11 protein-coding genes and 1 pseudogene are annotated in these 12,116 nt (G+C 58.5%); 8 read left to right on the top strand and 4 right to left on the bottom strand.

The window, feature by feature from the left end:
• On the top strand, positions 1-802 hold an 802-nt coding region (locus VN887_10480; GenBank protein HXT40436.1), incomplete at its 5' end, for a type II secretion system protein.
• A 42-nt stretch (positions 803-844) separates the two neighbouring features.
• On the opposite strand, the gene VN887_10475 is transcribed toward VN887_10480, so the two are convergent.
• Positions 845-1,816, bottom strand: coding sequence for a tetratricopeptide repeat protein (locus tag VN887_10475; GenBank protein HXT40435.1), 972 nt, complete (start codon positions 1,814-1,816; stop codon positions 845-847).
• 91 nt (positions 1,817-1,907) lie between these two features.
• Between VN887_10475 and VN887_10470 the strand changes: the two genes are divergently transcribed.
• The 7 genes and pseudogenes from VN887_10470 to VN887_10440 all read left to right on the top strand — a co-directional run bounded on the left by VN887_10470 (position 1,908) and on the right by VN887_10440 (position 7,423).
• Positions 1,908-2,864: an alpha/beta hydrolase-fold protein gene (locus tag VN887_10470; GenBank protein HXT40434.1), complete on the top strand. Its 957-nt coding sequence runs from the start codon at positions 1,908-1,910 to the stop codon at positions 2,862-2,864.
• Between the two features lie 70 nt (positions 2,865-2,934).
• Positions 2,935-3,129, top strand: coding sequence for a hypothetical protein (locus VN887_10465; protein ID HXT40433.1), 195 nt, complete (start codon positions 2,935-2,937; stop codon positions 3,127-3,129).
• Between the two features lie 7 nt (positions 3,130-3,136).
• A pseudogene (locus VN887_10460) lies at positions 3,137-3,700 on the top strand (IS1 family transposase).
• A gap of 266 nt (positions 3,701-3,966) precedes the next feature.
• The gene (locus VN887_10455; protein ID HXT40432.1) at positions 3,967-4,791 is read left to right on the top strand and encodes an MBL fold metallo-hydrolase; all 825 of its coding nucleotides are present in this window, start codon (positions 3,967-3,969) and stop codon (positions 4,789-4,791) included.
• A gap of 217 nt (positions 4,792-5,008) precedes the next feature.
• Positions 5,009-5,482 (top strand): acetolactate synthase small subunit, encoded by a 474-nt coding sequence (gene ilvN / locus VN887_10450; protein HXT40431.1) that lies wholly within the window; start codon positions 5,009-5,011, stop codon positions 5,480-5,482.
• A gap of 38 nt (positions 5,483-5,520) precedes the next feature.
• Positions 5,521-6,546 (top strand): ketol-acid reductoisomerase, encoded by a 1,026-nt coding sequence (gene ilvC, locus VN887_10445; GenBank protein HXT40430.1) that lies wholly within the window; start codon positions 5,521-5,523, stop codon positions 6,544-6,546.
• Between the two features lie 79 nt (positions 6,547-6,625).
• Positions 6,626-7,423, top strand: coding sequence for a hypothetical protein (locus tag VN887_10440; GenBank protein ID HXT40429.1), 798 nt, complete (start codon positions 6,626-6,628; stop codon positions 7,421-7,423).
• Positions 7,424-7,659: 236 nt separating this feature from the next.
• Here VN887_10440 and VN887_10435 read toward each other — a convergent pair whose 3' ends face one another.
• From VN887_10435 to VN887_10425, 3 genes are read right to left on the bottom strand one after another with little or no spacing between them, the layout of a single operon-like run.
• Positions 7,660-9,963, bottom strand: a complete 2,304-nt coding sequence (locus VN887_10435; GenBank protein ID HXT40428.1) for a secretin N-terminal domain-containing protein — start codon at positions 9,961-9,963, stop codon at positions 7,660-7,662.
• Entirely contained in the window at positions 9,960-10,589 is a 630-nt protein-coding gene (locus VN887_10430) for a hypothetical protein (protein HXT40427.1), read from the bottom strand. The genes VN887_10435 and VN887_10430 overlap by 4 nt, the downstream gene beginning before the upstream one ends.
• Positions 10,586-11,962, bottom strand: a complete 1,377-nt coding sequence (locus tag VN887_10425) for a hypothetical protein (GenBank protein HXT40426.1) — start codon at positions 11,960-11,962, stop codon at positions 10,586-10,588. Before VN887_10425 ends, VN887_10430 begins: the two co-directional genes overlap by 4 nt.
• Positions 11,963-12,116 lie beyond the last annotated feature (154 nt).

The following is a 12,116-nucleotide window of genomic DNA, read 5'->3' as shown; positions in this document are numbered from 1 at the left end:
GCTCATCGAGCTGCTGGTGGTCATCGCGATCATCGCCATTCTTGCCGGGCTGCTGCTGCCGGCTTTGAGCAAAGGCAAGGACCAGGCCCTGCTGATCAATGATCTCAACAACATCCGGCAGATCATGCTTTCGGCGCACATGTTTGCGAGCGACAACGAGGATTTTTTGCCGTATCCGAGCTGGGGTTTTCCGCCGGATCGCGACAACTGGGCGCATGACATGAAAATCGTGGACGGGGGCGGCAAGAGCGATCCAATAACGCTTTCGAATCAGGTGGAGTCCTTCAAGCGCGGTCAACTGGCGCCCTACGTCCAGGACGTCAAAGTGTTGACCTGTCCCAAGGACCTGGCTGAGCGGGGCTCGACGAAGGGAGGGGCGGATTTCAAGCGGCGCCAGATCAAAATCACCAGTTACGTCTGGAACGGGGCGATCATTGCTTACGCGACTCCGCCGGTATCCCTGAAAACATCCAAATTCAAACTGAGCGCGTTGCGCGCGACAGGAATTCTCCTTTGGGAGGGCCCGGAGAGCGAGAACCAGTATCTGTTCAATGATGTGGGCAATCAGCCGCACGAGGGAATCTCTCAAAGGCACGCCGGCAACCGGCGGCCCCGCGACCAGATGGACAACGTGGGCGGTATCGCGCCGCTGGGTTCACTCTCGGGCAGCGCCTACACGGTCAGGATGTCGAAGTGGTTTTCACCGGAACTGGCCGGCAAAAACATCTGGCCGGCCACGCCGAACCCCCAGGGTCCGAACGACGCCTGGTTCAATGCAGAGGCCAAAAACGGAGTCTGGTGATCGGGCATTCCCGTCGCGTCCCGCCGCATACAACGCGCATCTTCATTTCGCGTCCTTGACGGGCGGCGCATTCGTTCCCTTCGCTTCGTGTTCCTGCAGTTCGAGGTTTTTGAGGAGATGCTTTTTCAACTCCGTGTAAATCTCATTGGTTACGGCGTTGAGTGTCTTGCGGGCTTCGTCGAAACGTCCGGCGTTAAGTTTGAAACGCGCCAGATGGATATAGACCCCCTCGCGGTCCGTGTCGTTGGGGGCGACCTTCAAGGCGTATTCCCAGGCGGCGATCGCCTCGGCGGTTCGGACCGGTTTGATGCCGTAGTAGGTCTTGGCGAGATCGGTGGCGAGCAGAAAGTTTTCCGGATCGAGCTTCAACGCCTGCCGGTAGAGTTCGAGCGATTTGCTGAAAACCTGTTGCTCGTCGATCTTGTAAAACTCCATCGCGTCCTTGCGGAAAAGGAAAACGGTGGTGGCGAAGTTCTGGTAGTAAACCGGCTCCGCCGGATTCAGTTCAATCGCCCGGGCATAATACTCGAAGGCCTTTTTCACCGGACCACGATGGCCGTAGTGATTTGCCAGGTTGTTCCACGCCGCGGGATTTTTTGGTTCGAGTTCGCGGGCCTTTTCCCAATGTTCCACCCCGGCTTCTTCGTCATGGATGTCATGCAGAAAGCTGCCGTACGCGAGGTGAGCGCGCGCGTGGGCGGGATGCCGTCGCAGAAAATCCTCGTACGCCTCGCGCACGGGTTTGAGCCGCGCCTCGACCCGCGCGCGCAACCTGGCCTCGGCGAGGCCGGCGCCCTGTTCACGGAAGGCCGCGTCGTCGTGAATCCATTTGTCCACCTCCTCCTGCGCGGCGTCGTCCTGCTCCAAAAGTTTCTGGTATTCCTTCTCAGCGGGGTCGTTCGGGTCCGGGACGTTGGTCGAAACGCCGGTTGTTTGGACGACGAAATTGTTGGAGGCCACCGGCGGGTTGGTGGATGCGAGCGCGCCAAGAACCGCAAGCAAGAGACTGTTCACGGCCTCAACGTAGCATCGGCGAAGGAAAGAACAATCCAGTTCCGGCTTGGAACACTGCCGGGTTGCGGTAGCATTCACGGCGTTTTCCGATATGCAATTGACCGTTCCGGCGATTTTGCTGACTTTGACCTTGAACATGCAGGGTATCGCACAAGGACCGGTGGTCTTTGAAGGACCGGTGTTCTCCCAAAGCTTTGGCACGAATCGGACGGTGCGGATTTATCTGCCGCCTTCTTATGAGCGCGACCCGTCGCGGCGTTTTCCGGTTCTTTATCTTCACGACGGACAAAATGCCTTCACGACCGTGGGGACCAACGTGGCCTTTGGCTGGGGGAATTGGGAACTGGACAGGACGGTCACGGGGCTTTGCGCCGCCGGGAGGATGCGGGAGATCATCATGGTGGCCGTGGATTGCAGCGCGGAGAGGTATCTGGATTACCGCGGTCCGGCCTGTCGCTACACGGAATCCGAGCTGAAGGACATGAAACGGCTGCCGCCCGCGCCAGCCGATAATTCGCGCTATGAGAAATACACGCGGTTCCTCATTGGGGAACTGAAGCCGAAGATCGACCGCGAGTATCGCACGCTGGCCGGTCCGGAGAGCACCGGCGTCCTCGGTTCGTCCATGGGCGGCATTTGCAGTCTGGCGCTGGCATGGGAGCACCCGGAGGTTTTTGGCAAGGCGGCCAGCCTGTCGGGTTCGTTCCAGATCGAACGAACGAATTTTCTCGCGAACGTGTTGGGTTCGTATCGCGGCAAGGCGAAACCGACACGCATTTATCTCGACAGCGGCGTGTGCGATTTTTCGGGCGGTGATGACGGGAGGCGAAACACCGATGCGGTCGCGCGTGAGTTGCGGCGCATGGGTTGGAAGGACGAGGTTGATTTGCTGCACTACACTGACTTGAAGCCGTTGCCGGAACCGGAACTGGAACGCGCGGGCCTCCGTCGCGACAAGTGGAAGGAGGCGCAAACGAGCCAGCACAATGAATTTTACTGGCGTCTGCGCGCGTGGCGGCCGCTGGTGTATTTGTTTCCGCCAGAGTAGGCGCACTGCTCCGCTGGCAGCTTGCTTCCAGCAGAGTTAGATTTCCAATGTTGAGTCTGAGGAAATCGCCATGAAAAACATATTGCCCGACTCCCGAGAAGGCCGCTGGCGTTTGGTGTTGCTTCCATTCGAGGTTTACATCGTTACTGCAATGTTTGCTGCGGGCTTTGTCATGTCTGGGAACTTCGATGATCTGGATTACAAGGCGGCTAGGAGTCTGGGCGCGGATCGCGCCGGGCTTTGCTTAGGTTTGTTCAACGGATAAAGGTTGGGGCGACGTTTGGACATGGACGGCTTTGGACGCGGAAACGAAGTTGGTTCCCTGCTGGTACGTCGGAACGCGGGACGCCTATGCCGCTTACCATTTCATGCACGATCTCAAAGGCCGGTTGGCTTCAAGAGTGCAACTGACAACGGACGGCCACCGAGCCTACGTCGAAGCGGTAGAGGATGCGTTTGGTTCAGACATCGACTTCGCGCAATTGATCAAAATTTATGGCGGAGCGCCAGAAGGTAGTGAAGTGCGTTACAGCCCGGCTCAGTGCATGGGGGCGCGCAAGGCGGTTGTTAGTGGCGCTCCCGATGTTCGCCACGTCTCAACGAGCTACACTGAGCGAAACAATCTCACGATGCGGATGCAAATGCGCCGATTCACACGGCTTACAAATGCCTTTTCCAAGAAGGTCGAGAACCACGAGGCCGCGATTGCGCTTCACTTCATGCACTACAATTTCGCACGCATTCACCAGAGCTTGCGAATCACACCGGCGATGCCGGCTGGTGTTTCCGATCACGTTTGGAGCTTGGAAAAAATCGTGAATCTCTTAAATTCATAAACCAACAATGACTAACAAGCTTATTTTCGTATGGTTCATAATCTTTGGACTCATAGCGATTGTGCGCCCAACCTTTTTCTTCAAAAGCGAAAAACTCACGCCGGAAAAGATCGAGCGAAATATAAAAATCTGGAGATGGTGCGGAGCTGGAATCCTAGTTTGCGGAATTGCCGGTCTCTTGGTCGATCTGCTTCGGTCTTAAAAAAGTTCAAACTGTACCACTACCGGATTGCGCCTTCGCTGGCCAGTCGTTAAACATCTGTTCCATGAATCTGGAAGATCATTTGGGTGACATCGTCCGGAAGTCGCGGCAGATGACCAACGTGTCGGAAGAGGCCGCCGCGAAGGCCGCGGGACTGACCATCGAAGAACTGCTTGCGTTGGAGGACAGCGGCAAGATTTCGAAGCGCTCGAACTTCAAGACTCTCGCGCCGCTGATTGATCTGCACCCGGACAAGCTCGAGCGGGTTGCGAACGGCTGGCTGCCGAAGCCACCGGATTTGAGTGTCTGGCGGGAGTTGCGGTGGATCACCACCGAAGACAGCGGCATGGCCGTCCACTGTTACCTCGTATGGGATGAGGCGACGCGCGAGGCCGCGTTGTTCGACACCGGTTTCGATCCTGAGAAGGTGTTCAACCTGGTCGAAGAAAACCAGCTGCAGCTCCGGCATTTGTTCATTACTCATACCCACGCGGATCACATTGCAGGGATGAGCGCCGTGCAGACGAAGTTTCCCAAGATCCGGCTGCACACCAGCGCGAAAAGCGCGCCGCCGCAGCATCGGAACCGCGCCAACGACTTCATCCAGCTCGGGAGTTTGCGGATCACGAACCGTGACACGCCGGGCCACGCGGAGGATGGCGTCACCTATGTCATCGGGACCTGGCCCGAAGACGCGCCGCACGTGGCGGTGGTCGGTGACGCGATCTTTGCGGGGTCGATGGGCGGGGCGAAACAGTTCGGTTCTCTCGCGAAACAGAAGGTGCGGGACCAGATTCTCACGCTTCCGCCGGACACGCTGATCTGTCCGGGCCACGGACCACTGACGACGGTTGGACAGGAGAAGGCGAACAATCCCTTTTTTACCTGAGGGAAAAACCTGTTGACCCTGAACAGACCGGTTGTTACCTTGCGCGCCGATGAATTTACTGATCAGCGCCGTTCAGGTTGCCAGCGTAGTCGTCGTTGACTGACGCGGCCTGAGGCCCTGGTTGCACGCTCGCAGGTCGCCCGCAGTTCCAGTTTGGGACGCGGGTTTTTGATTTTACAGGCGTCCGCCCCGGCTTGCGAGCAGAGCGAGAGAATCTATGCGACACACGATATCCGTGCTGGTGGAGAATAAATTCGGCGTGCTCACGCGCATCGCCGGGTTGTTCAGCGGCCGCGGTTACAACATTGACACGTTGAACGTCGCGCCAACGCAGGATCCCAACACCTCACGCATGACAATCGTCACGCGCGGCGACGACGCGACGCTGGAGCAGATCGTGAAGCAGCTCAACAAGCTTGTGGACGTGCTCAAGGTCATTGATTTTCGCGAGGGTGAGTATGTGGACCGCGAATTGGTGCTGGCCAAGGTGTCCGTGGACGCCAAATCACGCGCGGAGGTCATGCAGATCACGGACATTTTTCGCGCGAAGATCGTGGACGTGCAGCCCAAGACCGTGACCATTGAGATCACCGGCAGCGAAGACAAGGTCGGGAAGTTCATCGACCTGATGAAGACCTTTGGCATCCTCGATTTGACCCGCACCGGCAAAGTGGCCATGCCGCGGAAGTGATTCCAGTTTCACCTCAACCCTCAACACTGATCGAAACAATGCCCGCAAAAGTTTACACCGACAAAGACGCCGACCTGAGCAAACTGAAAGGCAGGACGCTCGCGGTCCTTGGCTTCGGCTCACAAGGCCACGCTCATGCGCTGAACCTCAAAGACAGCGGGATGAATGTCATTGTGGGTCTTTATGACGGAAGCAAATCCATTCCTGTCGCGAAGGAAAAGGGTTTTGAAGTATTCCCAACCGCCGAGGCGGTAAGGCGCGCGGACGTGATTTTTGTCGCGCTGCCCGACACGAAGCAGTCGGCCGCGTACAAAAAAGACATCGCGCCGAACTTGAGCGCGGGAAAGACGCTGCTTTTTTCGCACGGGTTTTCGATTCATTTCAAAACAGTTGTTCCGCCGAAAAACGTGGATGTCATACTCGTCGCGCCCAAAGGACCGGGTCACATTGTCCGGCGCCAGTATCTCGAGGGCAAGGGCGTGCCCTCGCTCATCGCGGTGTATCAGAATCCAAGCCGGCAGGCGAAAAAGGTGGCGCTCGCGTGGGCGAAAGGCATCGGCGGCACGCGTGCCGGCGTGATTGAAACAACGTTCAAGGAGGAGACTGAAACGGATTTGTTCGGCGAGCAGACGGTTCTCTGCGGCGGCGCCAGCGCGTTGATTCTGGCGGGTTACGAAACGCTGGTGGAGGCGGGTTACCAGCCGGAGATGGCCTACTTCGAATGCCTGCACGAATTGAAACTGATTGTCGATTTGATGAACGAGGCGGGCATCAGCGGTATGAGGTTCTCGATTTCCGAGACCGCCAAATGGGGCGATGTCTCGGTCGGCCCGAAAATCGTCGATGCGAGCGTGAAGAAGCGGATGAAGGCGGCGCTGAAGGACATCCGATCCGGCAAGTTCGCCAAAGGTTGGGTGAAGGAGTATCAAACAGGTTACAAGCGTTACAATGCGCTGCTCAAAAAAGGAGAACGGCACTCCATCGAAAAGGTGGGCGCGCGGCTGCGATCACTGATGCCCTGGATGAAAAAACACTCGGTCAAAGGCGTGCAGGCGGCGTATTGACAGGTGATTTCCCCTCGTCAAATGCCGCAACGAAAATTCGCGAGTGGTGTTTGATGGGAGCATGGAATATGTTATACGCATGAACTGGGTTGACAGACCTTTGGCGGTGGTGATGGGCGGCTTTCTATTGGGCGCCGTGGTTCGAGCGGATGTGGCCGAGACCCCGGATCAACGTTACCAGGTCATCATTGACCGGAATGCGTTCGGGCTCAAACCCGCCCCAAAAATCAGCACGGTCCAAACGAATCAACCCCCCGCGCCGGTCAACATAAAATTGAGCGGCATCACGAGGGACTTTGCCGGGCTGAAGGCGTGGATGGTCATTCCCGCGCAGACCGGTCCCGGCAAAAACCCAAACCCGCAGTATCTCAGCATTCCTGAGCACGAAAAGCAGGGGGACATCGAGGTTCTGGAAATCAACGAGAAGGAAAGCACGGTCAAAATCCTTAACGCGGGAACCCCCGTGGAACTCAATTTCAAAGAGAATGGCCTGCCGACGCCCGCGGCGATACCGGTCCCCGGAGTCCCAATCAATCCCCATGGAATCGTTCCCGCGCCGGGTACGCCACCGCCGGCCATCAAGACTGCCGCTGCTCAGGCAAATGTGAATCCTTACGTCGCGGCCAGGAACGGATTTCAACCGGCATCAACGTCTCGAACGATACCGGCACGGAACGTACGGACACCTCCGGTCCAAACGCAAACACAGGTCACGGAAAATCCGGTTGACCCGGCTGTGCAGCGAGTCCTGATGGAAGTGCAGAAGAGACAGGCCGAGCAGCAAGGCATCCCGTTCCCGCCGTTGCCGCCGCTTCCCGGCCAGGGGGAGAACCCATCTGCTCCTTCGCCACAACTGCCGGGGCACCCGGGCAAGTAACACGCGTCGGGAGCAGAGCTCGCAAAAAACACAAGAGGGACGAGCTTTCAGAGAGCAATCCGGTCCGGGTTCGATTTCCTCTGTTTGCGGGTCATCCACCAAACGACGCGTCGAACCCGGTCCGTTACCTCGTTCCAAGACCACGCAGCACACAAAGGAGAATTGGCGAAGCGCAGGCCCGAACAGTCTGCTCAAGAGCAGACTGTGGGATTTTCCGCGTGAGCAGCCCGGTGGGTTCAGGGATTATTCGCCGGCACGTCAGGTTTGCTTTGCGGCAGGCCCGCCTTTTTCAGGCTCTGTTCCTCGGTCTTTTTGAATTCCTTGTCGGCGTCGGAAATGCCGGGCAGTTTGCCCTTCTCCGCCTCAACCTGGGCACTGGCGTCGGCCGGATTTTTCAAGATGCTGACATGCATGAGCAGGAGCAGCTCGTTTCTGTCGTTATTGTGGTTCTTGCTGCGGAACAAGGCGCCGAGGCCGGGGATATCCTTGAGGATCGGCACACCGGACTTGGAGGTTAACCGGTTGTCCTCGATGTAACCGCCCAGCATGATCGTTTCACCGTCGCGTACGGACAGTGTGGCGCTGGCGTGACGGGTGGCCGTCTGAGGTACGGGATTACCATCAATGGTCACTGTCTTGTCGATGGAACTGATGTCCTGGTCGATGTCCATGACCACGAGGCCGTCCGGTGTGATGAATGGGGTTACGTTCAGCGTCACGCCAACCTGGACCTGTTCAATCGTGGAGGATTGAGTTCCCGAACCGATATATGCGTAATTGGCGACTGCGCTGACAAACGGAACGGTTGAGCCGGTAAAGAAGGTTGCCGGTGTCGCATGGGATGTCTGGATGCGCGGGCGCTGGAGGATGCGAGTGCGGCTGTCGCTGGCCAGTGCCGACAATGAAACATCAAAATTCCGGCCCAGTTTGCCGAAATAGCTGAAGCCGGAAGGGAGTGAGCTGGCAATGTCGGTTATGTTGGTGAGAAACCCGGGGCCGTTGTTGATCCCACCGGTACCCACGGAATTATTGCCGAAGCTGACCGGCTTTTGGAGCCAGCTGACACCAAGGTTTTGCTGGTCGTTCAGCGAGACGGACAAGACGACACCTTCGATCAGCACCTGCGCCAGCAACACGTCCACCTTGGAAACGATGTTGGTGATCATCTTCATGTCTTCCTTGTTGGCGAAGACGATGAGCGAATTGGAGCGTTCGTCCGGAACGATACGCGCGTCCGTCAGCAATTGCAGCTCCGACGCGCCCGCAGCACGGTTGACGATTTGATTCAGCCGTTGCTGGAAACTGGCATTGCCGGGCGTAGTGCCCGGCGCTCCGCCGACAGGTTGAAACGGCTGGTTCGCCTGCGGCTGGCCGTAAAGGCCCGAGGTGCGGGAAGTGCCATATCTGCCCGTGGTTCCCGTTCCGAACGGGCTCGTCGCACCTCCGGCCCCCAATTGTCCCGCGCGACGTTGCGTGGTACTACTGTTGCGAGCGCCCGCCGTTCCATTTCCACCTCCACCCGAGCCCGAAATCAGGGAATTCATCGTATCGAAGAGGTCGGTGACCTTGCCGTACCTGATCGGGATGACTTCCAGTTTGTAGTCGGACTCGACCGGGACATCCACCTGATCGATCAACTCGAGCATTCGACGAATGTTGGACGCATAATCCCTCAATACGAGGATCTGGCTGTTGGGGTCTATGGTAACCACGCCCCCGGCCGCGTTTTTCGTGAACTGCTGCAGGAGTTGAGTCACATCACCCGCCTTGAGGGCCTTCAAGCGCACCACGTGCGTAACGAACTGTTCGGCGTCCGGAAATTGCCCGTCTTTCAGTTTCGTGATCGCCGCTCCTTGTTGTGCGGCCTCGGCTGATTGGACCGCTTTCACGAATTTCTCGCCTTGCGGGATCATGGTGACACCGTTCAACGAAAGCGCGCCATCAAGAGCCTGCACGGCCTCCGTGCGCGTCAACGGCGTGGCCGTGATGATGGTTACCGCCGCAGCAGGTAACGCCGCGGGCCGCAGCACCGTCCGCCCGGAAATTTCGGAATACTTCTCGAAAATTTGATCGACCGGCGCGTTGTAGAACTTCAGCGAGAATTCCCCACGGTCGGTCTGATCCACGCCCGCCGTCGTTGGCAATGGGGACGGCACGGCTCCCGGGTTTCCCGGTGTCTGCTGTGCAGTCTGCCCGGCCACGTTGGCGGGCGGGTTGACTCTCGGGGCCGGTGCTGCCGTCGCGGCTGCTGGAGGTCCGGGCAGTGATGGAAAAGCCGGTACGGTGGCGTTCACGCGCGGGGCGCGGTTGGTGATGCTTTGCAACAAAGCCTTGCGCCGGGCATCAAGATTCGTGTCGGTGGCAACGGGGTTGGCTGGCGCCACGGCAACGGGCGCCGCGGCCGCAGCAGCCGGAGGATTGGTGACTGGCGCGGCAGCGGCCGGGGCCTGCGCCCGCGTTTGAACGACCAGGAGTAAAAGGAGCGCGAGAGCGTGGGCTGTCTTCACGATGGTGGGTGAGTTGATATTGATTCGCTTCAACGTTTGTTTGAACTGAGCGCGGCGGACCCGGCGGCAACTGGCCTGACCGGCGCCGGACCGACCGACTTCTGCCTCTGAAAACTGGCAACCAGTTTCATGGAACCCATCAGTTTGAATCCGCCCGGGTCAGGATTAAGATTCAATTCCCTGACCCGGACCATTAAATCGCTGTTCCCGATGGCCACCAAAAAAGCGACCAATTCTTTGTCACCAGTCGGATTAACACCGAGGTCGAGGGTCTGTTCCTCGAAGAATTCGTTGGTATTGGAGGCGCTGCTTCGAGGCATGACATTGATGCGGCTGTAATTGACCTTGCTGTCGCGCGCCTGTGCGCCAATGCGCTGGATCAACAGGGTGCCGATCTGGTCCTGCGTCAACAGGCCGGCTCCCTGACTGCTTTCGAGTTTGTCCAGTCTGGCCCGATACTCATTGGTTTGCCCCAGCACCGTCGCATACCGGGCGAGGGTATCCTTGGAGTTCTTCAAAGCGGCCTTGGTTTGGCCCCATTCCTTGAAGTGCGGCCAGACCAGCCAGAATTGCAGGACAAGAAACAACACCGCCGACGCCATGACGACCAGGCGCTGCTCCTGGGGCTTGAGATTCAATCTGTCGAGCAGCGAGGTCATTCGTTCCGGCCGGGTTGCAGCGTACAATCGAATCCCCAGGTGGCCGTGTTGTTTCCGTTGACGGTGATGCTGGGCGGATTGACACGGGTGAACAAGGGCGCGCCGCCCAGGGTTGCCTTGCTCATCGCGCTGTTGTATTCGGGGATCTTGGACTGGTCGTCGGCAGACGCAGTGCCGCGCAAGGAGATCCTCTCGCCCTTGGAAAAGGTGAAAGAGCTGAGAGTCAGCTCCGGAGGCAGCAGTTCCGAGGCAATTTTCCAGCAGTCGAGCGCGGCGAACTTGAGGTCAACCTGCTCCTGCAGGACACGCACGCGCTCTTTCATTTGCAGGGCGTTCGTGTAGGCGCCGCTCAATCGCGCCACATCTTGCCGCACCTTGTCGGTCTGATACTTCAGGACCTGGAGCGCTCCGAAGTAAATCAACACGCCGAAGATGTAAACCAGCGCCAATCCGGCGAGACCCCGCATCCAGAGCCGGTCGATGAATTGCTGCTGGTAACGCGCGGAAAACTCCGCCGGCAGCAGGTTCGCCCTGCTTTCCGATCGCGCGGCCCGTTGCGCGGTCAGTGCCGCCAGGTCCGGCGCGGCCATCGGGGCCATCAGTTCCACGGCCTCGTCCGCATCCTGCTGCAAAGCTGTTTTCCACACGCCCGCAATCTCTTTATCGGCGACGAGCCGCCAGCGCGGCGGCGAGGTCAACCAGCCTTCAATTTCACCAGCCCAGGCGATCTGATTGAGTTGGGCGCCGAGCGCGGCCGCGCCGTCCCCGCCCGCGGAAAGATTCATCAGGTTGACCTGTTGCAAGGTGCCGCTGTACCACCAGGCGGCTAGGCAGAGGGTCTTGTTCTCGGCAGGCTGGAGGTAAATCCAGACGCCGTCGCCATTGATCGGTGTCGCCATCAACTGGTGCAAAAAAGGCAGTTCCAGCCGGTCGGCCAGATAACCGGCGCTCTCCAGTCTGCCGAGGAAATCCTCGACGACACTGCGCTCGGCGATAATGACAATTACCGTCTGCAGTTCGCCGGCAGAGTGAGGCACCGGTTCAAAACTCCAGACGATCTGGTTGACTGGAAGTGGCGAGATTTTTTCCAGTTGCAATTCGACCATCGAGCGCACCTCGTCCGGTTCGCACTTCGGAAGGTGAATGACACGCAAAAAAACCTGCTCGGCCGTCAGCCAGGCGATGTTCAGTTTTTTTTGCCACAAGGCACGCCAATCCTTGACGATCACGCGCGCGGGCAGGGGAGCGGGCGGGACAAGACGCTGTTCCGCGTTCAAGGCGACCTGGCTGTTGCCGGTCGCAAACTGCCAGAGCCGCCGGACCTCGGCGCCGGACTGAAGGACGTTGCACGAATGCCAGCGGGGCGTCTTCACGTCAGGCTTCCACCAGTCCTTTCATGTGTTCCTCGGTCTGCGTGACGCGGAGTACTTCTTCGATCGTGGTGCGCCCCATCCTCACTTTGTTCCAGCCATCGTGGCGCAGAGTACGCATGCCCTGTTCCATTGCCTTCTGCGCGATGGTGGAGGC

It is taken from the genome of Candidatus Angelobacter sp. (genome assembly GCA_035607015.1).
Taxonomy (GTDB): Bacteria; Verrucomicrobiota; Verrucomicrobiia; order Limisphaerales; family AV2; genus AV2.
Note: the sequence above shows the minus strand (reverse complement) of the source record. Positions and strands in the feature narration are given on the sequence as shown.